We start from the raw sequence: 25,712 nt of genomic DNA, 5'->3' as shown, positions 1-25,712 counted from the left end.
CAGCAGGTCAGCAGGTCAGTTGGTCATCCCGGGCAGGCACCCCGGCACGCCGTCGGTGCGACCGAGGTTGAACGCCTCGATCCGCTCGAACGAGTCCCCGTGGTCACCGCTCATGCCCCACGGCGCCTCGTCGGCGATGAAGTTGAGACCGTCGACGATCTCCTTCTCGTCACCGGCCTCGAACTCCAGCGTCGGCGGGTTGTCGCGCGCGGCGCCGTAGAGCACCGCGCCGGCGAGGCAGTCGGCCTGGAGCTCGTACTGCACGCTCTGCAGGTCCATCGACAGGTCCGCCTGGATCGCGTGGCCCCACTCGTGGGCGATGATCAGGTAGGGCCAGGAGTCGCCGATCTCGTAGCCGAGCTCGAGCAGGGTCTTGTCCCACGCGACGTAGTCCCCGTCGGGGCAGTAGAACGCGTTGCCCGGCGGCAGCACCTCACCGAAGCAGACCGGCGCGTTCGCCTCGTCGTAGCCGTCGTACAAGCCGACGACGTTGGGCGGCGTGTAGTCACCGGAGAAGAAGTCGTTCCAGTGCAGGGCCCACCACTCGTCGGTCACCTGCTGCGCGAACTGGATGTCCTCGGCGAGCTCGGCCTCGTCGACCTCGCCGGTCGGCGCGATCGTCATCTCCTCGGTCGCGGTCGTCGTCGGCGTCGTCGGGGCAGTGGTGGTCTCGGTCGGCGCGGTGCTGCTCGCGTCCGCCTCCGGTGTACCGGTGACGATCACGGTCTCGACGTCGTCGGCCTCGTCGTCGCCATCACCGTTGCCGCACGCGGCCAGCGAGAGGGATCCGACCAGTGCGAGCGTGACGATGCGCGCGAAGGGGGAGGACTTCATGGCTCGAAGGATAGGGCGGGCCGACCCGCGGCGGGGGCAGATCCGAGGAGTCCGAGCGCGGGTCGGACTCAGGTCTGGTTCGGCTCCGCGCCGCCGTAGCGACGGTCGCGACGCGCGTAGATGTCGATCGCCTCCCACAGGTGCCGCCGGTCGACGTCGGGCCAGAGGACGTCGGAGAAGACGAGCTCGGCGTACGCCGCCTGGTAGAGCATGAAGTTCGACAACCGCTGCTCCCCCGACGTCCGCCAGATCAGGTCGGCGTCGGGCAGCTCGGGGACGTAGAGGTAGCGGCCGAGGGTCCGCTCGTCGACCTTCGCCGGGTTGAGCCGGCCGGCAGCGACGTCCTGGGCCAGGGCCCGCGCCGCGTCGCCGAGCTCGGAGCGCCCGCCGTAGTTGACGCACATGGTCAGCGTGAGGACCTCGTTGTGCTTCGTCAGCTCCTCGGCGACCTGGAGCTCCTTGATCACCGAGCGCCACAGCTTAGGGGCCCGTCCGGCCCACCGCACGCGCACCCCGAGCTCGTGCATCTCGTCCCGACGGCGACGGATGACGTCGCGGTTGAAGCCCATGAGGAACTTGACCTCGTCCGGGCTGCGCGACCAGTTCTCGGTGGAGAACGCGTAGGCCGAGATCGCCTTCACCCCGATCTCGATCGCTCCCTCGACGACGTCGAACAGCGAGCTCTCGCCCTGCTCGTGGCCCTGGGTGCGCGGCAGCCCGCGCTCCTTGGCCCACCGTCCGTTGCCGTCCATGACGATCGCGACGTGGTGGGGCACCAGCTCCGCCGGGATCGACGGCGGCTGCGCGCCCGACGGGTGCGGGTCGGGTCGGCGGGGCTCCCGTCGCTGGGGGGCCGTGGGTCGGCGGGAGCTGCGCACGGATGAAGGCTAGTCGGCGGCGCGTCAGCGCTCGACGTAGGCCAGGGACCGCAGGCCACGCTCGATCTGCCACTGGACGAACGCGGCCACCAGACCGCTCGCCTCGCGCAGGTGACGAGGATCGGCGGCCTCGACGACCGGCCACTCCCCGGCGAGCAGCCCACCGAGCAGCGTCAGCGTCTCGGGGGCGGGGCTCGCCGAACCGGGGATCCGGCAGGTCGCGCAGAGCACGCCACCCATCGCCGGGTTGAACCAGCGGTGCGAGCCGGCCGAGCCGTCGGCGGCCGGGGACGGCGCGCGACCGCAGTGGGCGCAGTCGACGCACGCCGGCGCATAGCCGGCCACCGCCAGCGAGCGCAGCAGGTAGGAGTCGAGGACGTGGCCGGGACGCCGGTCGCCCGAGGCCATCGCGTGGAGGGCACCGAGGAGCAGCAGGAACTGCTGGACGGCCGGCTCCCGCTCCTCCACGACCAGCCGCTCGGCGGTCTCGAGCATCGCCGTGCCGGAGGTGTAGCGGTCGTAGTCGGCACCGATCGACGCGGCATAGGCGGCGCGGGTCTCGGCCTGCGTGATCGTGTCGAGGTTGCGGCCGACGGCGAGCTGGAGGTCGACGTAGGTGAAGGGCTCCAGGCGCGACCCGAACTTCGACGTCGTACGACGCACGCCCTTGGCGACGGCGCGCACCAGCCCGTGCTGACGGGTCAGCAGGGTGATGATGCGGCCGGCCTCACCCAGCTTGTGGGTGCGCAGGACGATCGCCTCGTCGCGATAGAGCACACCCCCATTGTGGGCGGGGGCACCGACAGTCAGGCCCCGGCGCGCCGGGGGCGCCGCGCCGGACGCCAGCAGTCGAGAACGAACTTGGTCGCCAGCAGGTCCAGCCGCTCCGGTGTCCGCCGCCACTCCAGGATCGACCTGGCCCGCTCGAACGTCGCGTTGGGCAGCTCGCCGGCGAGCATCTCCGCGTCCGAGGCCGGGTGCAGCGGGTCGCGCGGGTGGCCCACGACGAGGGCGGGTGCCGTGATCCGGCGCCGCTCCTTGGCCGGCGGCGCGACCCGTCCGAAGAACAGGCCGTGCACGTAGGCCGCGAGCGCGCCGGGCCGGTGCTCGACGGTGTCGAGGCCGATCCCGAGCCACCACGGCAGGATCCCGCGCGGCACCTTGGTCGTCACGAAGCGCATCCCGGAGATCGCGAACGGGAAGACCCGCGCGGTCAGCAGCAGTGGCGCGAACGACACGATCGCGACCTCGAGCGCGTTGTCGAGGACCGGCATCTCCAGCAGCAGCCCGCGGACCCGGTCCGGGGCGATCGCCGCGACCTCGAGGGAGACGTTGGCGCCGAGCGACGTACCGCCGACGATCGCCTGGGACGCACCGAGGTGGTCGAGGAGCGCCACCACCTGCTCGGCGAACGAGGTGACCGAGTAGGCCAGCGGGTCGTCGGGCTGGTCGGAGCGGCCGTGCCCGAGGAAGTCGAGGGTGACGACGTGAGCGCCCGCCGAGGCGAGGGTGCGTGCCACGTGGTCGTGCATCCGTCGCGGCATCAGCAGCCCCGGCAGCAGCACCACCCAGGCGTCGCCCGTGCCGTACTCGGTGTACTCCAGCCGGTCGCGCCCGCCGTCGGACTCCACGAACAGCTGGCCGATGCGCTCAGAGGCGAGGTGTCGTTCGCTCACGTCGTCATCCTGACAGGCCGGTCAGCCCTGGTGCGGGATCGTCTGCGCCTGCGCCCGGTTGGCCGCGCACACGACCGCCCGCAGCGACGCGGTGACGATGTTGTGGTGGATGCCGATGCCCCACACGATCTCGCCGGCGATCTCACACTCGACGTACGCCGCCGCGACGGCGTCACCGCCGGACGACAGCGCGTGCTCGGCGTAGTCGAGGACCCGGATGTCGGCACCCGCCTGGCGCATCCCGTCGACGAACGCGGCGACCGGGCCGTTGCCCATCCCGGAGAAGGTCCGGTCCTCGCCCCGAACCCGCAGGTTCACCTGCTGCTCGTCGTCGCCCTCGGCGTCGGTGACCGAGCTCCAGCTGGTCAGCTCGTACGGCGTCGTGCGGTCGAGGTACTCGGCCTGGAAGATCGACCAGATCTCCTCCGGCGTCACCTCGCCGCCCTGGCTGTCGGTGTGCTGCTGGATGACCCGGCTGAACTCGATCTGGGCGCGCCGCGGCAGGTCCAGGCTGTGCTCGGCCTTGAGCACGTAGGCCACGCCGCCCTTGCCCGACTGGCTGTTGACCCGGATGACCGCCTCGTACGTACGGCCGACGTCCTTCGGGTCGATCGGGAGGTACGGCGCCTCCCACGGGACCTCGCGCACGGAGCGGCCCTGCTCGGCCGCGATCCGGTCGAGGTCCTCCAGCCCCTTCTTGATGGCGTCCTGGTGGGAGCCGGAGAAGGCGGTGTAGACGAGGTCGCCCGCGTAGGGGTGGCGCGGGTGGACCGGCAGCTGGGTGCAGTACTCGACGGTGCGACGGATCTCGTCGATGTCCGACAGGTCGACCTGCGGATCGATGCCCTGGCTGAACAGGTTCATCGCCAGCGTGACGAGGTCGACGTTGCCGGTGCGCTCGCCGTGGCCGAAGAGGCAGCCCTCGACCCGGTCGGCGCCGGCCATCAGCGCCAGCTCGGTCGCCGCGACCGCCGTACCGCGGTCGTTGTGGGGGTGCAGGCTGATCGCCGTGACGTCGCGCCGGGTGAGCCCGCGGCCGAAGTACTCGATCTGGTCGGCGTAGGTGTTGGGCGTCGACATCTCGACGGTCGCCGGCAGGTTGAGGATGATCTCGCGGCCCGGCTCGGGCTGCCACACGTCGGACACCCGCTCACAGACCTCGAGCGCGAAGTCGGTGGGCGTCTGGGTGAAGATCTCGGGGCTGTACTGGTAGCCGAAGTCGGTGGGGTGGGCGCCGGTCAGCAGGCTGTCGGCGTACTTCATCACCCACTCGGTGCCGCGCGTCGCGATCGCGATGCACTCGGCCTCGGAGACGTTGAAGACGACCCGCTGGAAGAGCGGCGCCGTGGCGTTGTAAAGGTGGACGGTCGCCTTGTCGGCGCCGACGAGCGACTCGACGGTGCGGGCGATGAGGTCCTCGCGGGCCTGGGTCAGCACGGAGACGCGGACGTCGTCGGGGATCCGGTCGCCCTCGATCAGCTGGCGGACGAAGTCGAAGTCGGTCTGGCTCGCGGCCGGGAACCCGATCTCGATCTCCTTGTAGCCCATCCGGACGAGGAGGTCGAACATCTTCATCTTGCGGGCCGGGCTCATCGGGTCGATGAGGGCCTGGTTGCCGTCGCGCAGGTCGGTGGAGAGCCAGCGCGGGGCGGCGGTGATCTTCCGGTCGGGCCAGGTGCGGTCCGGCACAGTGACGGGCTGGAAGGCGGTGTAGCGCTGATGCGGCATTCCGCTCGGCTGCTGCTTCGGGATGGTGGTCATGACTTACCTCGGCTGTCTGAGAAGGAGCGCCGGTCGCGCAACAACACTCCGCAGCGAGGGGGTCCGGCTGGTTCTCAGACCTCGCTGCGGCCGCTAAGAAGCAGGGCGCGCATCATGATGGATCGAGTTTAGCGGACAACCGGCGCCGCCGCGGCTAGCGTTCCGGTCCATGGCGAAGAAGCGTCGCTCCCCGCACGTCCGGCGCGTGGTGCGACCCGCGGCAGCGACCACGGCCGCCCTGTCCGCGGCGGCGTTCGGCGTCGCACCACCGAGCACCGCCGCACCAGCCGCGGGGCAGGACGCAGCGCTCGCCTACGTCGCCACCCTCGGCCACATCGAGGACCTCACCGTGGTCGGCGACACGGTCTACTTCGGCGCCAGCGACGCCGCCCACGGTCGCGAGCTGTGGAGGTCCGACGGCACACCCGGCGGTACGACGCTCGTCGCCGACATCAATCCCGGCCCCGGCGACCCGTTCGACGGCCACGGCGAGAGTCGTCCGGACCTCCTCGGCCAGCACGCCGGGCTCGTCTACTTCACGGCCTTCGACGGCGTCCACGGCCGGGAGCTGTGGAGGTCGGACGGAACCGCCGCAGGCACCGCCATGGTCAAGGACATCAGCCCCGGAACGGCCGACTCCTTCAGCCGCATCGGTCCCCCGCGACTCGCGGTCGTGGACGACCAGGTGTTCTTCACCGCGCCGAGCCCGGGTCAGGGCGTCGAGCTGTGGACGACGGACGGGACCGAGGCAGGCACCGAGGTCGTGGCTGACATCAACCCCACCGGGAGCAGCGCTCCGGCGGGATTGACCGCGGTCGGCAGCGTCCTGTTCTTCTCCGCCGACGACGGCGAGCACGGACGAGAGCTGTGGAAGACCGACGGGACCGAGGCAGGCACCGTGCTGGTCGCGGACGTCAACCAGGACCCGTACGACGAGTCGACGTCCGAACCGCTCGCTCTCACCGCCGTGGACGACGCCCTGTTCTTCTCCGCCGACGACGGCATCCACGGCCGCGAGCTCTGGACCTCGGACGGCACCGAGGCCGGCACGGCCATGGTCGCGGACCTGCGCACGGGCTACGACAGCTACTACGGCACCCCGCTCGGGAGCTCCCCGAACCGGCTGACGGTCGTCGACGGCACGGTGTTCTTCAACGCCAGGGACAACGTGAACGGTCGGGAGCTCTGGGTCTCCGACGGCACCGAGGGCGGCACCGCGCTGGTCAAGGACATCCACCCCGGCGACTCTGGCGAGCCTTACAACTTCCCCCACGACGCCGACCCCGACCAGCTCCTCGCCGTGGGCGACACCCTGTTCTTCACCGCCGTCGACAGTACGCACGGCCGCGAGCTCTGGCGCTCGGACGGCACCGCGGACGGGACCACCCTCGTGAGCGACATCGACCCCGACGAGGACGCCGACGTGCTGTCGTCCGCGATCGGGCTGACCACGGTCGGCGGCTCGCTGTGGTTCTCGATCAGCGACGGCACGCACGGCCGGGAGCTGTGGCGCTCGGACGGCACGGCAGCCGGCACCGCGCTCGTCAGCGACCTGAACCCCGGCCGCGGCAGCTCCTTCCCCTTCGACATCGTCGACCTCGGCGGTGCGCCGTTCCTGACCGCGAGGTCCCAGGGCGACGGCAAGTCCCTGTGGGTGGTCGTCACGGACCCCGCGGGGCGGACCTGCAACGACGTGGTCGCCACGATCGAGGGCTCCGGCAGGATCACCGGGACCCGCGGTGTCGACGTCATCGCCGGCAGCAGCCGCGCCGACCGGATCCGAGGACGCGGCGGCAACGACATCATCTGCGGCGCCGGCGGCGACGACACCGTCGACGCAGGCGGGGGCAGCGACCGCGTCTGGGGCGGCCGCGGTGCCGACGCGCTCGACGTGCGCGACCGGGTCCGTAGCAACGACCGCGCCGACGGCGGCCGCGGCCGCGACACGGCCGAGCACGATCGCGACGACACGATCCTCAACGTGCCCTGACCTGCCGACTAGCGTGAGCGGCATGGCCCGCCTGCTCGTCGTCCACCACTCGCCCACGCGGTCCACACAGGCGCTGCTGGACGCGGTGCTGAGCGGGACGCAGGACGACGCGATCGAGGGGGTCGAGGTCGTCGTACGGCCGGCGCTGGAGGCGACTGCGGACGACGTCCTCGGCGCCGACGGCTACCTGCTCGGCTCGCCGGTGAACTTCGGCTACATGAGCGGGGCGCTCAAGCACTTCTTCGACACGACGTTCCTGGCGGTCGGCGGGGCGCTGGACCCGAGCGGGTCGGCGGGCGAGTCCAGTGGCGCAGTGGGGGCGACCCACGGGCGGCCGTACGGGTTGTGGCTGCACGGGCGCTACGACCTGACGGGCGGGGTACGGGCAGTGCAGTCGATCGTCGGGGCACTCGGGTGGAAGCAGTCCTTCGACGTGCTCGAGGTCCTGGGCGAGGTGACGCCCCGGCACGAGGAGGCGGCGTACGACCTGGGCGCTACGATCGCGGCACTGCTGAGCGGCTGACACGAGCGGCTCGGAGACCTGACGAAGAGGGGGACGGCGATGACGCACGCGCGCACCTTCGGCGCGGCCGCCCTCCTCGCGGTGCTGGCGCTCGGCGGGTGCGGCACCGAGAAGCGAGGCGACAACGTCGACCCCGACCAGGTCGACTCCACGGCCGTCCCCGACGTCGGCGTGTGCCGCAACCTCACCCCCGAGGACGTGGGCCAGTCGGCCAACGCGACCCGCACCGTCGACTGCGCCGACAAGCACACCGCCGAGACGTACGCCGCGGGCACCCTGCCCGACGAGTTCGAGGACGCCGACTACCAGGACGAGTCGGTCGGCGAGTTCGCCTACAAGACCTGCACCCAGAAGTTCGAGAAGTTCCTCGGCGGCGACGAGAGCCTCGTGCTCCGCACGATCGTGAGCTGGGCCTGGTTCCGGCCCTCCGAGAACGCCTGGGACGACGGCGCGCGCTGGTACCGCTGCGACGTCATCGGCGGCAACGCGACGAGCGAGGAGTACCGCCCGCTCCCCGAGACCGCCCAGGGCCTCCTGCTCGGCCGGCCCGACGACCGCTGGCTGATCTGCGCGGCCGGGGCCACGGTTGCCGACGGCGAGAAGGTCCCGTGCGCACAGCCCCACACGTGGCGGGCCGCGACGACGATCAAGCTCGGCGAGCCCGAGGACAAGTACCCCGGCGACGAGGTCGTCGCGAGTCGCACGAAGGCCTTCTGCGCCAACTCGATCAAGGCGTGGCTCAACTACCCCGCCCGCTTCGAGTACGCCTACACCCACTTCCACGAGGCCGAGTGGCAGGCAGGCAACCGGCGCTCGGTGTGCTGGGCGAAGACGAGTGACTAGGCGTTCCCTCGCCGCTCGACGCGCGACGTCGTACGTCGTCGCCGCGGTCGCGTTGATCGCGGTGGCGGGCTGCTCCGACGACGAGCCGACCGAGGACGAGCCCGCCCCCACCGCGCCGACGACGACGGCGCCCACTCCCCCGCCGACCGCGGCACCGCCGCCCGCCGGGCCGGAGGACGGGAACTGCTACGCCCTCACCTTCCGTCAGGCGCTCTCGTTCACAACGCGCGTGGGGCCGACGGCCTGCAAGGACGCCCACACCTCCGAGACGTACGCCGTCGGCGTCCTCGACACGGTCGTCGACGGCCACCTGCTCGCGGTCGACTCGGACCGGGTGCAGGCCCAGGTCGCCGAGACCTGCCCCGCGGCGCTGCCCGACTTCCTCGGCGGCGACCTGGAGGACCAGCGGCTCACCATGTTCCGCCCGGTCTGGTTCACCCCGTCGCTGGCCCAGTCCGACAGGGGCGCCGACTGGTACCGCTGCGACGTCGTCGTCGTGTCGGGCGACGAGTCGCTGGCCGAGCCGGAGGGCTCGCTCGAGGGCGCCCTCGACAAGCCTGTCCTCCGCGAGCGCTACGCGATGTGCGGCACGGCCGCCCCCGACACCGAGAAGTTCGAGCGGGTGATCTGCGGGGCCGAGCACGCCTGGCGCGCGGTGTCGGTGGTCGCGTACGACACGAAGACCTATCCCGGCGCCGAGGCCGCCCGCGACCGGCTCGAAGGGCCGTGCGAGGACGCCGGACTCGACGTCGCCGACGACCCGCTCGACTACGAGTGGGGCTACGAGTACCCCACCAAGGAGCAGTGGGCGATGGGCCAGACCTACGGTCTCTGCTGGGCCCCCGACTAACCCGAATCCCGACCTTCCTGCGTCGAATCCCGACCTTCCTGCGTCGAATCCCGACCTTCCTCGGTCGAATCCTGACTTCTCCCCGGTAGGTACGGATTCGACTCAGGTAGGTACGGATTCGACTCGGGCCGTCAGAAGCCGAGCTTGCGGAGCTGACGGGGGTCGCGCTGCCAGTCCTTGGCGACCTTGACCTTGAGGTCGAGATAGACCGGCGTGCCGAGGAGTGACTCGATCTGCTTGCGCGCGACGGTGCCGACCTCGCGCAGGCGGGCGCCCTTCTTGCCGATCACGATGCCCTTCTGGGAGTCACGCTCGACGTACAGGTTCGCGTAGATGTCGAGCAGCGGCCGGTCCTCGTCGCGGCCCTCGCGCAGTCCCATCTCCTCGACAACGACGGCGATCGAGTGCGGGAGCTCGTCGCGGACGCCGTCGAGCGCGGCCTCGCGGATCAGCTCGGCGGCAAGGATCTCCTCGGGCGCGTCGGTGAGGTCGCCGTCGGGATAGAGCGCGGGCCCCTCGGGCATCAGTGCGACGAGCAGCTGGGCGAGGAGGTCGACCTGGTCGCCGCCCACCGACGACACCGGCACGATCTCGGCCCACTCGGTGCCGGTCTCCGCCCCGAGCACGGAGATGTCGAGCAGGTGCTCGGCGATCCGCTCGGGGGTAGCGAGGTCGGTCTTGGTCGCGATCGCGATCTTCGTCGTACGACGGATCTTGGCGAGCTCGTTGACGATGAACGTGTCGCCCGGGCCGATCTTCTCGTCGCACGGGAAGCAGACGGCGACCACGTCGACCTCGGACCAGGTCGCCTTGACCAGGTCGTTGAGCCGCTCGCCGAGCAGGGTGCGCGGCTTGTGGAGACCGGGGGTGTCCACGAGGACGAGCTGGCCGTCGGCCCGGTGCACGATGCCACGCACCACGGTCCGGGTGGTCTGTGGCTTGTCGGAGGTGATGACGATCTTCTGGCCGACGACCGCGTTCGTCAGCGTCGACTTGCCGGCGTTGGGGCGGCCCACGAAACAGGCGAACCCGCTGCGGAAGCCCTCGGCGTCGGCGAACACCGCCGGCGCCGGAGGGGGCAGCGCCCCGAAGTCCTCGTCGAAGTCCTCGTCGAAGTCCTCGTCGAGGTCCTCGTGGTGCTCGTCGTCCTCAAACCCTGGCACTTCGACCCCTCAACCCTGGCAACTCGTCGGTCATTGCTCCACCTGTTCCCGGGCCTGGTCGTAGTCGGCCCAGATCTGCTCGTCGGTCTTGCCGGCGGCCTTGCCGGCGCGCCAGATCGGGCCGGGGTCGACCTGGCGCGGCTGACGGGCGGCGACCGAGCGCCAGTAGCCCATCACGTCGTAGGCGGTCGAGGGGAGCTTGCGGTCGCGCATGAGGAACTTGCGGATCGCGCGCATCTGCGCGGACTCCCCCGCCATCCAGAAGTAGCCGTCGCCCGCGGGCCACTCGATGGTCTCGACCATCGCGGCGAGCCGGCTCGCGCCGTCGTGGGGCAGCGTCAGCCAGGTCGTGCCCGGGTGTGCCGGCAGGTAGCCGTCGAACTCCTCGGGCCGGTCGGGGGTCTCGACCCAGATCCGGGTCGGGACGGCGGCGCCGTGGGTCTCGGCGATCCGCGCCATCGCCGGCAGCGCCGTGATGTCGCCGACGAGCAGCAGCCAGGCCGCGTCGTCCGGCATGGCGAAGGAGCCCCTGGGCTCGGTGATCGTCACCTGGTCACCCACGCAGTCGCCGCCGGCCCACTCGGTGACCAGGCCGACGTCGTGGACGACCACGTCGATCACCAGCGCGGCCCCGTCCCAGGAGCGCACCGTGTAGTAGCGGCTCTGGAACTGGCCCGGGACGACCAGCCCCACCCACTCGTCGGCGATGCCGGTGGAGGTGAAGCCCGCCAGCCCGGGGCCGCCCAGGGTGAGCCGGACCAGGTGCGGCGAGAGCTGTTCGCGACGGAGGACCTCGGCGACGTACTGCTCGGCCCGGGTGCTCACCGGCTCAGGCTAGCGATCCTCGTCCCGAACCCCGCAGTCGAGAGCGCGATAGGAATTGCCATTGGATCTCTCGCGAGGGCCCAGGATCCGGTCTAGTGTGCGACGGGTGAGTGAGCACGCGACGTTCTGCCGGATCTGCGAACCGACCTGCGGCATGGTCGCCACTGTCGAGGACGGCCGATTGGTCCAGCTCCGCCCCGACAAGCAGCACCCGATCACCACCGGCTTCTCCTGCCCCAAGGGCCTGGAGTTCGTGCACGTCCAGAACGACCCCGACCGCGTGCTCCACCCGCTGCGTCGTCGCCCCGACGGGACCTTCGAGCAGATCTCCTGGGAGACCGCGATCAGCGAGATCGGCACCCGCCTTCGGGCCGTCCGGGAACGCCACGGCGGCGAGTCGATCGGCTGGTACGGCGGCAACCCGACCGCGTTCAGCCACTCCCACGCGTTCTGGCTCAGCGCCTTCGTCCGCGCCCTCGGTTCACGGCACCTCTACACGCCGAACACCCAGGACACCTCGAGCCGGTTCACCGCGTCGGCGCTTCTCTACGGCAGCCCGGTCGTCATCCCGGTCCCCGACCTCGAGCGCACCGACTTCGCCCTCCTCGTCGGCACCAACCCCCTCGTCTCTCGCGGCAGCCTGGTGAGCGCGGGCAACCTGCGCGAGCGGTTCACCGAGATCACGGCGCGTGGCGGCCGCGTGGTCGTCGTCGACCCGCGCCGCACCGAGACCGCCCGGGCGTTCGAGCACGTCGGTGTCCGGCCCGACGGCGACGCCTGGCTGCTGCTCGCGATGCTCCACGTGATCTTCGAGGAGGGCCTGGCCGACGACGTTGCGATCGCGAAGCAGGCCACCGGTATCGGCCCGATCCGGCGCGCGGCGGAGCAGGTCTCTCCGGAGAGCGCCGAGGAGCGCTGCGGCGTCCCGGCGGAGGAGATCCGGACCCTGGCCCGCGCCTTCGCCGGCGCGCCGTCGGCAGCCGCGCACGGCCGTACCGGCGCCTGCCTCGGCCGCTACGCGACCCTGGTCAACGTCCTCATCGACGTGCTCAACGTCGTCACCGGCAACCTCGACCGCGAGGGCGGCGTGCTGTTCGGCCGCGGCACCGTCGACTTCACCCGGCTCGCGCACCTGGCCGGCGCCGCCACCTACGACTCGTACCGCTCGCGGGTCGGCGACCTGCCCGAGGTGCTCGGCCAGATGCCCGCGCCGTTGATGGCTCCCGAGATCGAGACGCCCGGCAAGGGCCAACTGAAGGCACTCGTCGTGTCGGCCGGCAACCCGCTCCTCTCGGTCCCGGGGAGCAACGACCTCGAGCGCGCGCTGAGCAGCCTCGACCTCCAGGTCGGCATCGACTTCTACGTCAACGAGACCCACCGGACCGCGGACTACGTCCTCCCCGCGGCCACCTTCTACGAGCGGGACGACCTGGTGCTCGCGGCGCTCGACCTGCACCTCAAGCCATTCGTGCAGTGGACCGACGCCGTGGTCGAGCCGGCCGGCGAGGCGAAGCCCGACTGGGAGATCGTCGACCTGCTCGGCAAGGAGCTGGGCTTCGCTCCGATGAGCGCGCCGGTCACCAAGCTCGTCGGGCACGGCGGCCTCGGCAGGACCGCCCTCAGGCTGGCCCGACCGGTCGCCGGCCGGCTGACGCCGGCGCTGCTCGTCGACCTGCTCATCCGCACCGGCCGCGACGGCGACCTCTTCGGCCTGCGCCGCGGCGGCCTGTCGTTGAAGAAGCTGAGGGCCAACCCCCGCGGCATCGTGCTGGCCGAGCACCTCGAGACCGGGATGCTCCCCCGGCGCGTCTTCCACAAGGGCCGGAAGGTCCGCCTGGACGGCGCCGTCATCGAGAGCGAGCTCGACCGGCTGCTGGCCAGCCCCGGGCCCGACGAGGACTACCCGCTCCTCCTCATCGGTCGCCGCGACGTGCGCTCCCACAACTCCTGGATGCACAACACCCCGAAGCACCGGGACCCCGAGCGCCGCCAGTACGCGATGGTCCACCCCAAGGACGCCGCCGAGATCGGTCTCACCGACGGCGACCCGGTGCGGGTCACCACGGTGAAGGGGTCGGTCGAGATCCCTGCGCGGGTGACCGACGAGGTCGTCCAGGGCTGCATCGCGGTCCCGCACGGCTGGGGCCACCGCGGCGCCGGCTGGCAGATCGCGAACGCCGCGGGCGGCGCCAACATCAACGAGATCCTGCCGAGCGACCCGAGCGACCTCGAGCGGGCCTCGGGCATGGCGCACCTCAACGCCGTACCGGTGCGCATCGAGGCGGCCGTCCCTGCGGTCTGACCGTCGGGCAGGTCAGGACCCGCTGTTGACGACCGCGGTGTAGGCGCGTCGCGTGTCGTCGGTGGGGACGATGAAGAGCGACGTGGTCGTCCAGTCCTTGCGACGCAGGGTGTAGGTCCCCTGCTTCGGGCCAGGGGTCTTGGTGGTGAACCGCAGCCGGAACGCCGTCTCGGACCCGGCATCCGCGCCGTCGAGGTCGTCGACCGCGACGATCCGGAAGGGGAGGCCCTTGAAGGCGCCGCCCGAGAGGCCGAGGTACTTGCCCTGCAGCGCCTTGAACCGCGGCCGCGTGTAGAGCTGCTCGGCCGTCGTGTACGACGGTGCGGCCTGGGCCGGGGCGGCGAGGACCGTGCCGACGGGGACGGAGATCCCTGCGGTGCCGAGCGCGACGCCGGCGGCCCCGGCTCCGATCAGGCTGCGGCGGGAGACGTCGGTCATGGGTTCCTCCTGGCGGTGCCGACTAGGCTCTGGCGGTGGCCGAGACCGGGTTCTTCACGTACGACGACTTCGCCGACCGGGTCGGCGAGGAGTTCCGGGTGGTGCACCCGGACGCGGTGGGTCTCACGCTCGTGCTGAGCAGCGTCACCGGCGGGGAGGTGGCCGGCGGCGCGGGGCCGGACGGCACCGAGCGACGCCAGTTCTCGCTGGTCTTCCGCGGGCCGACCGACCCGCAGCTGAGCCAGGGCACCTGGGAGCTGGACCACGACGCGATCAACGACCTGGCCCTGTTCCTCGTGCCGCTGGGCCCGGACACCGACGGTCCCCGCTACGAGGCGGTCTTCGCCTAGGCGGATCACCGACGCGGTGGTCACGGCGCGCTCCACTCGAGCCGACGGTAGGCGCCCAGGTCGGCGACCGGTCGGAACCCGAGCCGGGCATAGAGCGCGGCGGCCGGGTTGTCCGACGCGACGTGCAGGCTGACGCTGCGACCGGAGGCCGCAGCCTCGTCCTGGACCCGACGCAGCAGCGCGGTGCCCATCCCCCGCCCCCGCACCTCGGGCAGCAGGCTGATGTCGACGACCCGGAGGTCGCGGTCGGTCCGGTCGACGTACAGCCGCCCGACCGGAGCGCCGTCGACCTCGACGACCTCGAAGGAAGCACCGGGGTGCTGCTCCCGGTAGTGCTGGTCCTGGGCGCGGTACTGCATCCGGACGAGGACGTCGTGCTGCTCCGGGTCCAGCGGGAGGAGCGCGAGGTCGGCGCGCGTCGAGCCGTAGAGCGCGACGAGGAAGGACTCGTCGGCCTCGGTCACGGGCCGCAGGCTCGGCTGCACGGTGCTCACGGTCATCGGGTCACGGCCGCTGCGGGAAGATGCCCTGGAGGGCGATGATGAAGTTGAGCGTGAGATAGGGCTGCATGTTGTTGTGCGGCAGGCTGCCGCCCGCAAGCGTGAGAGCCAGCGGGTGCAGCGTCGTGTTGCTCGTGGACTGGTAGATCTTGCCCCCCGAGGACGGCGCGAAGACCGTGTCGGTCCCCGGCGTCGCCCGGTCGCCCGGGTCGACGGCGTTGGCCGACAGCACGTGGGAGTGCACCGGCATCTCGCTCTCGAGGAGGGTGATCGACGACGCCCCTGATGTCTCGCCGAGGTCGCGCAGGCTCAGCCCCGCCCCCTGCCCCGGCTGCATCGGCGCCATCCCCTGCAGGTCCGGCAGCGCGAAGGTCGACTTGCCGTCGCCGCCGTACGTCGTGCCGAGCAAGGAGAACAGGGCGGTGTTCTGCGAGATCGGCATCAGCTGCCCGTTGCAGAAGGCCCACCCGGTGGGCGGGAAGTTGCCGGCGAAGATCCGGATCTCGGCCACGAACTGGTCTGACATGTCGCTCCTGCTCTCAGGTCTGGCTCGGGAAGACGCCGAACATGGAGATGATGAAGTTGATGCAGAGGTAGGGCTGCATGTTCTCGTGCGGCTGGCTCCCGCCTGCGCTGCCCACCGCGCTCGCGTGGAAGTTCGCCGAGGTGGCGTCGGCGATGTAGGGAACCACGTTGAGCGAGATCGCCGGCAGGGCGCCGGTCGGGTCGACAACGTTGCCCGGGGTGTCGGCGACGACGCCGAACGGGTGGCTGTGGTTGGGGATCTGCTGGACGCTGAGCGTCTCCTGCTCGGTGCCCGCCATCTCCCCGAGCTGGTAGGTCGTGCCGTCCGGCCCGGTGCCCATGTGGATCGGGAACCGGCTGGCGAGGTTGGGGAGGTTGAACGTCTCCTCGCCGTCGCCGCCGTAGGTGGTGCCGATCAGCTGGAACAGCACCTCGTTCTCCGCGATGGGCAGGGTCTGTCCCTCGCAGAACGCCCACCCCGCGGGCGGGAAGTTGCCGGCGAACATCCGGATCTCGCCGATGTACGGCGCCATGTCGTCCCCTCCTCAGTTCTGGCTCGGAAAGATGCCCTGGAGGGCGATGCAGAAGTTGAGCACCAGGTAAGGCGCCATGTTGTTGTGCGGCTGGCTGCCCCCGACGCTCGACACCGTCGCCGGGTTCATCGTCGTCGTCGGCGTGTCGGTGCGATAGACGTTGTTGCTCCCGCCCAGGTAGCGCCCGGTGGGGATCGCCGCTCCCCCGGTCGCGAGGGTCGAGGCGTTGACCTGGTGGGTGTGGGTCGGCATCGTCTGGGCGTTGATCGTCACCGAGGTCGATCCGGCCGCCTCACCCAACGTGTAGCCCGCCCCGAAGTGGAGCGGCACCCGGCCGCGCAGGTTGGGCAGCGCGAACGTGGTCACCCCGTTGCCGCCGTACGTCGTCCCGAGGACCGAGAACAGTCCTTGGTTCTGGTTGATCGGCAGGAACTGCCCGTTGCACAGCGCCCAGCCCTTCGGCGGGAAGTTGAACGCCATGAGCTTGATCTCGCCGAGGAACGGTTCAGACATGTCGGCTCCTTTGGTTCGGGATCGGTCCGGGGGTCGAGCCTGTCAAGACCTCTCGTGGTTCGGTCATCAGGGCACCACCGGGGTCGAGCAGGCGGCTCCGCCCACGTAGCCGCCGCCACCACCCGCGACGTTGTTGCTGACGAACGACGACGTCCCGGCGGGGCTGTTGTTGTTGCCGTTGACGAAGGTCTCGACCGCGAAGTCGTCGTTGTTGGCACCGGCGTAGCCAGGGAGCCGGACCGTCGTCAGGAACCGCTGCCGCAGCCGGAGGTCGTCGTCGCCCGCGACGGCAGGCGCCGCGCCGTCGGCGTCGCCACTGGTGTTGACCGCGTTGTCCTGGATGTCCGCGCAGACCTGGTAGGAGTCGCCGGCCCCGGTGCCGGCGTTGAGCCGGATGCCGAAGATCGCGATCCCGGTCCCGGTCCCGATGTGGTCGATCGTGTTGTTGGTGATCGTCATGTCGACGCTGCCGGACTGTCCGGGAACGTCGCCGGCCTGGACCTCGATGCCGCTGAGGCCGTACTCGCTGATCGTGTTGCCGTCGACCGTCCACGCCATCGTGCCCTGGCCGAGCGACCACAGCTTGAGAGCGGCTCCGTTGATCGAGCCGGAGTCGTTGACAGTCGTCGACCCGACGCCGTTGTTGGTGAAAGTGCCCGTCTGCGTCGACGGCCCCGACCCCTTGACGATCAGCACACCGTTGCCGTCGGCACCGAGGATGTCGTTGTTGCTGATCGTCATCGTCGTGGTCGCCGCCATCGCTCCGCCGCTGAAGATCGTCACGCCGCCGCCCCCGCTGGCGATGGCGGCGGGCAGGTGCTGGTTGTCGAGCACGTTGTAGCTGAGGTCCAGGTCGCCCACCCCGGCGCCGTTGTGCAGGAACTGGACCATGTCGCCGCCGGCACCGTTGACCGAGTTGTTGGTGATCGTCGCCTTGAGAGCACCCGCGGTGTTCTCGGTCTCGAGGTGGATCGAGTCCTCCGCCGGCACCTGGTTGCTGTTCGTGCCGAAGGTGTTGGCGTCGAGGGTGATCCGGTCCAGCGACCCGGCGCTGTTCTGGACCCAGAGGTTGTTCTGGGAGCCGCCGGTGATCTCGCTGTTGGCGATGGAGACGGACCCGGTCAGGTTGGTGGCGTAGATGTTGGAGTCGATCGAGCCGACTCCGCTCTGGTTGATCCCGCTCTCGGAGACCAGCACGTTGTCGAGGGTCAGGCCCACGACGTTCGTCGCCCGGATGCCGAAGTTGTAGTTCTGCCGGAGCGACATGTCGGCGAACGACGGGCCGGTCGTGTCCTTGAGGACGATCGCCGTGCCGGTCGGGACCGAGGTGGCGTCGTCCGCACCGGTCAGCTGCTCGATGCTGCCGCCGTTGCATCCACTCGGGTCGGCGATCGAGCAGGGCTGGCCGCCGGCACCGGTCACCACCAGGCTGCCCAGGCTGCCGGTGGTGTCGAGCACGATGCCGTTGGTCCCGGTGCCGGCCTGGACGCCGACCGTCTGGAACGTGACGTCGGCAGCGCCGATGTCGGTGGTCACGATGCTGATCACGCGACCGCCGGTCGTCGACGCCTGGTTGTTGGTCCCGGTCACCGCGAGCGTCCCGCTCGCGTTGGCGTTGAGCGCTCGTCCGGTGGTCGCCGTGAGATACAGGCTGCCACCCGTGAACTGGAGCGTGTGACCGTCGCTGGCGGTCATCGAGACCGCGTTGGTCGTCGTCGTCTGGATGCCGACCGAGCTCGCGGTGAACTGCGTGGTCCCACCGGTGTTGGCGTTGAGGTTGATGCCGCCGCCGGCGTCGTTGGTGTCGGACACAGCACCGGTGAAGCTCACCGTGCCCCCGGTGCGACCGGTGACCTCCACGGTGTCGCCGGTGCCGTTGTTGATGATGCCGGGGTAGGTGATGGCACCGTTGCCGCCGTTGACGTCGAACGCGATCCCGGCCGCGCCGCTGATCAAGCCGTCGGTCGTGGTGAAGGTGCCGGCGCCGAGCCCATCGAGGTTGATCCCGTCGCCCGTGCTGTTGGTCGAGGTGATGTAGTCGAAGCTCAACGTCGCGTCGGACGACTGTACGTCGACCGCAGGGCCCGCAGTGGCCAGGATCTGCGCGGTCGCGGACCCGATGTTGGGCACCGACCAACCGGTCGAGCTGGTCAGCGCGAGGGCCGTGCCACCGGAGGAGGTGAGGTTCACGGCTCCGAGCGTCATCGAGCCGCTGGCGTTCGTGGCCTGGATCCCGCCCGTGCTGGAGCCGGTCACGATCGCCCCGTCGATGACGGAGTTGACGAGGGAGGTCTGGTTGAGGTCGAGCACCTTCGCGCCGGTCGTGGCCACGATGATCGTGCCGGTGTCGACGAAGGTCACCGTGCCCGCGTTGTTGAGCCGGACGCCGGTCGCGCCGGTGCTGTTGACCGTCAGGTCGCTGATGGTCCACAGGCTGCTCGTGCCGTCCAGCTCGAGGGACGGTTGGGTGCCGGCCGTGCCGGTGTCGATGATCCGGACGTCGGCGATGGTGCCGCCCACGTCGCCGGTGCCACCGGCGATGCCGCCACCGGCTCCGCTCGGGTCGACCTCGATCCCCTGGACGGTGTTGTTGTCGTCGAGGGTGACCACGTCGGCGCCGGTGTTGGTGAGCGTCGGCCGCTTCCCGGCGACCCCCGTCGCCAGCGTGTCGGAGCCGATCACCAGGTCGGCCAGCTCGCCGAGGAGGCGCTGGTTGGCCTTGAGCGTGATGCCGGCTGCGTAGCCGGTCGTCGTGTCGTCGCCGTCGTAGACGTAGATCGTGTTGCCGACGCTCGACGCGTTCTGTGCCTCCACCAGGGTGTTGAACGGCGCGTTCGACACCCCGGTGTCGCTCCCCGTCGTGCTGTTGTTGACGTACCAGACACAGCCGGACAGGTCGATCGTCACGGTGCCGGCGTCGGTGTCGGTGCCGTCGGACAGCTCGTAGTCGAACGTGTCGGTGGTGTCGGTGCAGCCGGGGGCCGGCGTGAACACGAAGTCGCCGTCGGCCTCGATGACCGCGCTGCCGCCGTCGGTGCTGGTGACCGTCTCGGCGGTGACCGTCAGCGTGTCGCCCTCGGGGTCGGTGTCGCCGGCGAGCAGGTCGCCCGAGACCGTCTTGTGCGGCCCGGCCTCGCTCGGCGCGGCGTCGGTGGCGTCGTCGACGACCAGGACCGTGTTGCCCACCGCCGCACTGGCTCCGGTGAACGACTCGTCGTCGGCGACCGGGGCGTCGTTGACGCAGGTGACGGTGACCTTCACCTCGGCCGTGTCGCCCGAGCCGAGGGTGTAGGTGAAGTCGTCGGTCGTCACGCCGTCGTTGCAGTAGTCGGCGTCCGGCTCGTACGTCAGGTCCGCACCGGCGTTGGTGATCGCCACCGTGCCGTTGGTCGGCTGAGTCACCGAGGCGACGGTCAGGCCGGCGCTCTCCGGGTCGGAGTCGTTGCCGAGCACGTCGATGGTGGTGGCCGGGTCGTCCTCGTCGACCGTCTTGGTGTCGTCGACGGCCACCTGACCGTCGGTCACGCAGGTGACGGTGACCGTCACGGTGGCGGTGCCGCCGCCCGGGGCCAGGGTGTAGGTGAAGTCGTCGGTCGTCACGCCGTCGTTGCAGTAGTCGGCGTCCGGCTCGTACGTCAGGTCCGCACCGGCGTTGGTGATCGCCACGGTGCCGTTGGTCGGCTGGGTGACGGACGTGACCNCCGCTGAGGTCGTCGAGGCCGGAGCCGCCGCGGAGGTCGTCGGTGCCCGGGCCGCCGCGGAGGGTGTCGGCGTTGTTGGAGCCGTTGAGGAGGTCGGCGCCGCCCTCACCGAGGATCCGGTCGTCGCCGTCGCTGCCGGTGAGCTCGTCGTCACCGGCGCCACCGAGGATCCGGTCGCCGCCCGGCCCGCCGTTCACGGTGTCGGCTCCGCCGCCGGCGCGGATCAGGTCCTCGCCGCCGAGACCGTTGATCGTGTCGTCGCCTCCGCGGCCGCAGATGACGTCCTCCCCGGCCGTCCCGGTCAGCGTGTCCGGCCCGTCGGTGCCGTACACGGTGCACTTGGCATCGGGGTTCGGGAGCGCCGCAGCCGTCGGCGGGCTCGCCGGGAGCAGCAGGGCCGCCACCACGGCCAGGGCGAACGAACCAGTCCTCGACGCACTCACAATGCTCACCGACAACTCCCGAAAAACTTGGGCCCTTCACCATCGCTGGCGCAGGACGAACAGCCCCCGAGTTGGGACTCTGCCAGCACCAGGTCCCGCCCGCGGCAGAATCGGCCGAAATTTGGTCACAACGGACTAGTTCCGAACCGTCACGGCACCGGGGGCGTCGCGCACCCCGCCCCGCCGACGAAACCGCCCCCGGTTCCGCTGACCGAGGCAAGCGAGGTCGTCCCCGCCGAGTTGTTGGCGTTGAGGAAGGACTGGACGGAGGCAATTGCCGTGTTGCCCCCGGTGTAGCCCGGCAATCTGACGGTGGTCGCCCCCTCCTGGCTGATCCGGAGGTCGGTGTCCCCGGGTACGACGGAGCCGCTGCTGCCGTCGGCGTCACCTCCGAGGTGGACGACGTTGTTGCTGAGGTTGACGCAGGCGGTCAAGGAGTCGCCGCCCGCCCCGGTCCCCCACCGCATCCGCACGGCGTACTGCGGCGGGGATGCAGTCGTGGCGGGGCCTTCGATGGTGTTGCCGGTCAGGGTGAGGTCACGGGACGACGTGCCGTTCGACTCGACATGGATGCCGTTGCCCTGATAGTCGCGGACCTGGTTCGAGGTAAAGGCCCACGTCGTCGCCGTGCTCACACTGCTGGTCGTGAACCTGATCCCGTCGCCAGCGATGGCCGCCGACGGGCCTTGGGCGTCGATCGTGTTGTTTGCGAACGTGCCGGTCTGGGCTGCAGCGCCGGTGTCGAGAATGTAGGCCCCGTGGCCCGCGGAACCGGTGACGCTGTTGTCGGAGACCTCATACGACGTGGCCGACCCGGTCGCCGAGTCCCACAAGCGGAAGCCACCGGCGAAAGAGTTCTGTGTCACTTCCACGTCGGCTCCGCCGGTCCCGCCGTCTAACATCAACATGGCTCCGCTGTCGAAGCTGCTGTCCGTCACCTGCGCCGTCCACGGACCGGAGGCGCTGTTGCTCAGGCCGAGCGCACCGCCACTAGGAGACGAGGTTCCGATCCCGAACACCACGTCGTCGATCGTGGTCGCCACCGGTCCTGTTCCCGTCTGCGAGACGAACAAGCCGTTGTGCGTGCCGCCGAGGATGGAGGTGTCGCGCACGGACACGGTGCCCGACGCGTTGTAGACACGTACGCCCCCCTGCTGATTGTCAGCCGTCGTGCCGAGCACGCCGTCCAGGACGCTGTGGGCGAGGCTGAAGCCGCGAGGCGAGATGGCAGTGATCGCAGTGAAGCTCTGGTCGTGGAACCACATCCTGGTGAGCGAGGGAGCGAGCGTGTCCTCCAGCTCCATGCCCATCGCGCCGTCGGTCAGGGTGCCGCCGGAACAGCCGGACGTGTCCAGATGGGTGCAGGTGCCTCCGGCGCCGGTCACGATCAGGCTGCCGAGGTCACCGGTGCCCCACAAGTGGACCTGGACGCCGCCGCCGGCGGCGTGCAAGGACTCGAAGATCAGGTCGTCGGCACCGATGTCAGTGCCCAGCACGCGGAGGGTCACGCCACCCGCCGCGCTCGCCGTGTTGCTGCTTCCTGTGACGACGATCGTGCCGCTCGAGGACGCTTCGAGAGCGGTGCCCGTCGTCGTGCTCAAGGTCAGGTCGCCGCCGGCGAGCCGCAGGGTGTGCCCGTCGCTGTTGGTCATCGACACGGCCTTGCCGGTTCCGGCTTGGATCGTGGACGAGGCGCCGAGGAGCTGGGTGAGGCCACCCGTGTTGTTGGCGAGGTTGATACCACCGCCGTTGTCGGCGCTGTCGGAAACCTGGCCGGTGAGGCTCACCGTGCCACCGGTGCGACCGGTCACCTCGATCGAGGCTCCGGTGCCATTACCGATCGCGCCCTGGTAGGTGATGTCGCCGCTCCCCGCGTTCACGTCGAAGGCGATCCCCGAGGCTCCGCTGATCGTGCCGCCACCCACCAGGAATGTCCCGGTGCTCATGCCGTCGATGTTCACCCCGTCGGTCGCGCTGTTCGTCGACGACAGCGTGTCGAGCCAGAAGAAGCCGGACGTCGACTGCAGGTCGACAGCGGGTCCGGCCGCGGAGGAGACCGTGACGACGGTGTCGCCCGTGGCGTCGTCGGCATTCGGGATCGACCACCCGGGTGCGTTGATGAGCGACAATCCGGTCCCGCCGGTGGTGGCGATCGATAGTTCGTCGACCACCACGGAACCGCCAGCGTTCGTGGCAGAGACGCCGCCCGTCGCGGAGCCGGTTACCCTGACCGCGTCGAAGACGCTGTTGAGCAGACTGGTACCAGTGAGGTCGAGCGCCTTGGCGCCCTTGATGTTGAGCGTGATGGCGCCGGTGTCCGCGAAGGTGACGGTGCCTGCGTTGTTGAGGCGAATCCCGACCGAGCCGGAGGTGGCGCCGGTCGCGGTCGTGTTCTCGAGCAGGAAGTCGGCGAACGTCCACAAGCCGCTGGTTCCGTCGAGCTCGAGACCCGGTTGGGTCCCGGCGCTGCTGAGGTCGGCGATCCGGACGTCGGTGATCGTGCCACCCACGTCACCAGTACCTCCGGCGATGCCGCCACCGGACCCGGTCGGGTTGACCAGTACTCCACGCACGGTGTTGTTGTCGTCGAGGGTGATCACGTCGGCATCGGTGTTGGTGAGGCGTGGCCGAGCGTTCACGAACCCCGTCGCCAAGGTGTCGCTGCCGATGACGAGGTCCACGAGCTCGCCGAGGAGGGCCTGGTTGGCCTTCAGGGTGATGCCGGTGTCGTACCCGTTCGACGTCGTGTCGCCCTGGTAGACATAGATCGTGTCACCGCTGCTCGAGGCGTCCTGCGCCTCGAGCAGCGTGTCGAACGGCGCGTTGGAAACGCCGCCCCCGCCGGCGGTCGCGTTGTTGCGGACGTACCAGACGCAGCCGGACAGGTCGATCGTCACGGTGCCGGTGTCGGTGTCGGTACCGTCGGACAGCTCGTAGTCGAAGGTGTCGGTGGTGTCGGTGCAGCCGGGGGCCGGGGTGAACACGAAGTCACCGTCGGCCTCGATGACCGCGCTGCCGCCGTCGGCGCTGGTGACGGTCTCGGCCGTGATCGACAGGCTGTCGCCCTCGGGGTCGGTGTCACCCGCGAGCAGGTCGCCGGAGACCGTCTTGTGGGGCCCGGTCTCGCTCGGGGCGGCGTCGGTGGCGTCGTCGACCACGAGCACCGTGTTGCCGACCGCCGCGCTGGCCCCGGTGAACGACTCGTCGTCGGCGGTCGGGGCGTCGTTGACGCAGGTGACGGTGACCTTCACCTCGGCGGTGTCGCCCGAGCCGAGGGTGTAGGTGAAGTCGTCGGTCGTCACGCCGTCGTTGCAGTAGTCCGCGTCCGGCTCATAGGTCAGGTCCGCGCCGGCGTTGGCGATGACCACCGTGCCGTTCGTCGGCTGCGTCACCGACGCGACCGAGCGCACGTCGCTCTCCACGTCGGTGTCGTTGCCGAGCACGTCGATCGTCGTCGCCGAGGAGTCCTCGGCCACGGACGCCGTGTCGTCGACCGCGACGGACTCGTCGTCGACACACGTGACCGTGACCGCGACCGACGCCGCGGCACCCCCCGGAGCCAGGGTGTAGGTGAAGTCGTCGGTCGTCACGCCGTCGTTGCAGTAGTCGGCATCCGGCTCGTAGGTCAGGTCCGCCCCGGCGTTGGTGATCGCGACGGTGCCGTTGGTCGGCTGGGTGACAGAGGTGACGNCGCCACGGTGCCGTTGGTCGGCTGGGTGACGGACGTGACCGTGAAGGCGTCGCTCTCGGCGTCGGTGTCGTTGGCGAGCACGTCGATGGTCGCGGCCGGGTCGTCCTCCGCGACCGTCTCCGTGTCGTCGACGGCGACGGGATCGTCGTTCGCACAGGTCACGGTCATCTCGACGGTCGCGGTGTCGCCACCGGCCGCGAGCGTGTAGGTGAAGTCGTCGGTGGTCGTGCCGTCGTTGCAGTAGTCGTCGTCCGGCTCGTAGGTCAGGTCCGCGCCGGCGTTGGTGATCACGACGGTGCCGTTCGTCGGCTGGGTCACCGACGCGACCGAGCGCGCGTCGCCCTCGACGTCGGTGTCGTTGGCGAGCACGTCGATCGTCGTGGCCGGGTCGTCCTCGGCCAACGTCTTCGTGTCGTCGACCGCGACCGGGGCGTCGTCGACGCAGGTGACCGTGACCTCGACCGTGCCGGTGGCCCCGCCTGGCGCGAGCGTGTAGGTGAAGTCGTCGGTGGGCGCCGCGTCGTTGCACGCGTCGGCGTCCGGCTCGTAGGTCAGGCCAGCGCCGCCGTTGATGATGACGACGGTGCCGTTCGCAGGCTGGGTGACCGACGCGACGGAGCGCGGACCGCCATCGGCATCGGTGTCGTCGGCCAGCACGTCGATGGTCGTGGGGGCGGCGTCCTCGGCGACCGTGGCGGTGTCGTCCACCGCGACCGGGTNGGTCGCGGTGTCGCCACCGGCCGCGAGCGTGTAGGTGAAGTCGTCGGTGGTCGTGCCGTCGTTGCAGTAGTCGTCGTCCGGCTCGTAGGTCAGGTCCGCGCCGGCGTTGGTGATCACGACGGTGCCGTCGGTCGGCTGGGTGACCGAGGCGATCGACAGGCCCGCGCTGTCCGGGTCCTCGTCGTTGGCGAGCACGTCGACGGTGGTCGCGGCGGCGTCCTCGGCCACCGTGTCCGCGTCGTCGATCGCGCGGGGGTCGTCGGCGACACAGGTGACGGTGACCGCGACGGTCGCGGAGTCGCCCCCGGGCGCCAGGGTGTAGGTGAAGTCGTCGGTCGTCACGCCGTCGTTGCAGTAGTCCTTGTCGGGCGAGTAGGTGACGTCGGCGCCGCTGTTGGTGATGATCACCGAGCCGTTGGCCGGCTGGCTGACGATCAGCACCTCGCGCGGACCGCCGTCGGCGTCGGTGTCGTTGGCCAGGACGTCGATCTGCTCGGAAGCGTCGTCCTCGGCCACGGTGACGGCGTCGTCGACGCCGACCGGGTCGTCCTGGTCCTGGTCGCGGCGGGTCTCGCAGTCGGCGTTCACCGTGTCGATCGGGTTCATGTTGGCGCGGTCGGTGCCGGCGCCGCAGGTGGCGTCGTCGACGAAGC

Annotated in this window: 21 protein-coding genes and 1 pseudogene; 6 read left to right on the top strand and 16 right to left on the bottom strand. The window is 70.4% G+C overall.

Going from position 1 to position 25,712, the window contains the following annotated elements; genetic code table 11:
• Nucleotides 1–15: 15 nt before the first annotated feature.
• The 5 genes from H0487_RS02860 to leuA all read right to left on the bottom strand — a co-directional run bounded on the left by H0487_RS02860 (nt 16) and on the right by leuA (nt 5,149).
• A complete protein-coding gene (locus H0487_RS02860; RefSeq protein WP_183092718.1) occupies nt 16–834 on the bottom strand; it encodes a neutral zinc metallopeptidase in 819 nt (272 codons plus the stop codon).
• Between the two features lie 68 nt (nt 835–902).
• Nucleotides 903–1,712 (bottom strand): isoprenyl transferase, encoded by an 810-nt coding sequence (locus H0487_RS02855; RefSeq protein ID WP_183092717.1) that lies wholly within the window; start codon nt 1,710–1,712, stop codon nt 903–905.
• Nucleotides 1,713–1,736: 24 nt separating this feature from the next.
• Nucleotides 1,737–2,489 carry a DNA repair protein RecO gene (gene recO, locus H0487_RS02850; RefSeq protein ID WP_183092716.1) on the bottom strand — a complete coding sequence of 251 codons (753 nt, stop codon included), beginning with the start codon at nt 2,487–2,489 and terminating at the stop codon, nt 1,737–1,739.
• Between the two features lie 29 nt (nt 2,490–2,518).
• Nucleotides 2,519–3,388 (bottom strand): alpha/beta fold hydrolase, encoded by an 870-nt coding sequence (locus H0487_RS02845; RefSeq protein WP_312855800.1) that lies wholly within the window; start codon nt 3,386–3,388, stop codon nt 2,519–2,521.
• A gap of 21 nt (nt 3,389–3,409) precedes the next feature.
• On the bottom strand, nt 3,410–5,149 hold the full coding sequence (gene leuA, locus H0487_RS02840; protein ID WP_220793021.1) for a 2-isopropylmalate synthase: 1,740 nt from the start codon (nt 5,147–5,149) through the stop codon (nt 3,410–3,412).
• Between the two features lie 169 nt (nt 5,150–5,318).
• Between leuA and H0487_RS02835 the strand changes: the two genes are divergently transcribed.
• The 4 genes from H0487_RS02835 to H0487_RS24145 are packed head-to-tail and all read left to right on the top strand — an operon-like array spanning nt 5,319 to nt 9,355.
• On the top strand, nt 5,319–7,139 hold the full coding sequence (locus H0487_RS02835) for an ELWxxDGT repeat protein (RefSeq protein ID WP_183092715.1): 1,821 nt from the start codon (nt 5,319–5,321) through the stop codon (nt 7,137–7,139).
• 22 nt (nt 7,140–7,161) lie between these two features.
• The gene (locus H0487_RS02830) at nt 7,162–7,662 is read left to right on the top strand and encodes an NAD(P)H-dependent oxidoreductase (protein WP_183092714.1); all 501 of its coding nucleotides are present in this window, start codon (nt 7,162–7,164) and stop codon (nt 7,660–7,662) included.
• A 39-nt stretch (nt 7,663–7,701) separates the two neighbouring features.
• Complete coding sequence (locus tag H0487_RS02825) at nt 7,702–8,505, top strand: septum formation family protein (RefSeq protein ID WP_183092713.1); 804 nt, start codon at nt 7,702–7,704, stop codon at nt 8,503–8,505.
• Nucleotides 8,498–9,355, top strand: coding sequence for a septum formation family protein (locus tag H0487_RS24145; protein WP_183092712.1), 858 nt, complete (start codon nt 8,498–8,500; stop codon nt 9,353–9,355). Before H0487_RS02825 ends, H0487_RS24145 begins: the two co-directional genes overlap by 8 nt.
• A gap of 131 nt (nt 9,356–9,486) precedes the next feature.
• Here H0487_RS24145 and era read toward each other — a convergent pair whose 3' ends face one another.
• Nucleotides 9,487–10,518: a GTPase Era gene (gene era / locus H0487_RS02815; protein WP_376766662.1), complete on the bottom strand. Its 1,032-nt coding sequence runs from the start codon at nt 10,516–10,518 to the stop codon at nt 9,487–9,489.
• A 30-nt stretch (nt 10,519–10,548) separates the two neighbouring features.
• A complete protein-coding gene (locus tag H0487_RS24140) occupies nt 10,549–11,343 on the bottom strand; it encodes a siderophore-interacting protein (RefSeq protein WP_183092711.1) in 795 nt (264 codons plus the stop codon).
• Between the two features lie 106 nt (nt 11,344–11,449).
• Here H0487_RS24140 and H0487_RS02805 point away from each other — a divergent pair, with 106 nt between their 5' ends.
• Nucleotides 11,450–13,645: a molybdopterin-containing oxidoreductase family protein gene (locus H0487_RS02805; protein ID WP_220793020.1), complete on the top strand. Its 2,196-nt coding sequence runs from the start codon at nt 11,450–11,452 to the stop codon at nt 13,643–13,645.
• A gap of 12 nt (nt 13,646–13,657) precedes the next feature.
• Here the strand turns inward: H0487_RS02805 and H0487_RS02800 are convergent, their stop codons facing one another.
• Nucleotides 13,658–14,083 (bottom strand): DUF6916 family protein, encoded by a 426-nt coding sequence (locus H0487_RS02800; RefSeq protein ID WP_183092710.1) that lies wholly within the window; start codon nt 14,081–14,083, stop codon nt 13,658–13,660.
• Nucleotides 14,084–14,118: 35 nt separating this feature from the next.
• Here H0487_RS02800 and H0487_RS02795 point away from each other — a divergent pair, with 35 nt between their 5' ends.
• Nucleotides 14,119–14,433 (top strand): DUF6916 family protein, encoded by a 315-nt coding sequence (locus tag H0487_RS02795; RefSeq protein WP_183092709.1) that lies wholly within the window; start codon nt 14,119–14,121, stop codon nt 14,431–14,433.
• A gap of 20 nt (nt 14,434–14,453) precedes the next feature.
• On the opposite strand, the gene H0487_RS02790 is transcribed toward H0487_RS02795, so the two are convergent.
• The 8 genes and pseudogenes from H0487_RS02790 to H0487_RS02755 all read right to left on the bottom strand — a co-directional run bounded on the left by H0487_RS02790 (nt 14,454) and on the right by H0487_RS02755 (nt 25,665).
• Nucleotides 14,454–14,933, bottom strand: a complete 480-nt coding sequence (locus tag H0487_RS02790; RefSeq protein ID WP_183092708.1) for a GNAT family N-acetyltransferase — start codon at nt 14,931–14,933, stop codon at nt 14,454–14,456.
• Nucleotides 14,934–14,937: 4 nt separating this feature from the next.
• Complete coding sequence (locus H0487_RS02785; protein WP_183092707.1) at nt 14,938–15,459, bottom strand: phage tail protein; 522 nt, start codon at nt 15,457–15,459, stop codon at nt 14,938–14,940.
• Nucleotides 15,460–15,472: 13 nt separating this feature from the next.
• Nucleotides 15,473–15,991, bottom strand: a complete 519-nt coding sequence (locus tag H0487_RS02780; RefSeq protein WP_183092706.1) for a phage tail protein — start codon at nt 15,989–15,991, stop codon at nt 15,473–15,475.
• A gap of 12 nt (nt 15,992–16,003) precedes the next feature.
• Nucleotides 16,004–16,504 carry a phage tail protein gene (locus tag H0487_RS02775; protein ID WP_183092705.1) on the bottom strand — a complete coding sequence of 167 codons (501 nt, stop codon included), beginning with the start codon at nt 16,502–16,504 and terminating at the stop codon, nt 16,004–16,006.
• 66 nt (nt 16,505–16,570) lie between these two features.
• Nucleotides 16,571–20,170 carry a beta strand repeat-containing protein gene (locus H0487_RS02770; RefSeq protein WP_183092704.1) on the bottom strand — a complete coding sequence of 1,200 codons (3,600 nt, stop codon included), beginning with the start codon at nt 20,168–20,170 and terminating at the stop codon, nt 16,571–16,573.
• Between the two features lie 133 nt (nt 20,171–20,303).
• A pseudogene (locus H0487_RS24440) lies at nt 20,304–20,537 on the bottom strand (calcium-binding protein); the annotation flags it as partial.
• Nucleotides 20,538–20,797: 260 nt separating this feature from the next.
• Entirely contained in the window at nt 20,798–24,238 is a 3,441-nt protein-coding gene (locus H0487_RS02760; RefSeq protein ID WP_183092703.1) for a beta strand repeat-containing protein, read from the bottom strand.
• A 35-nt stretch (nt 24,239–24,273) separates the two neighbouring features.
• Nucleotides 24,274–25,665 carry an Ig-like domain-containing protein gene (locus tag H0487_RS02755; RefSeq protein ID WP_446685556.1) on the bottom strand — a complete coding sequence of 464 codons (1,392 nt, stop codon included), beginning with the start codon at nt 25,663–25,665 and terminating at the stop codon, nt 24,274–24,276.
• Nucleotides 25,666–25,712 lie beyond the last annotated feature (47 nt).

The sequence above is a fragment of the Nocardioides stalactiti genome (assembly GCF_014180715.1).
Classification (GTDB): Bacteria; Actinomycetota; Actinomycetes; order Propionibacteriales; family Nocardioidaceae; genus Nocardioides; species Nocardioides stalactiti.
This window is presented reverse-complemented; position numbering and strand designations above follow the sequence as displayed.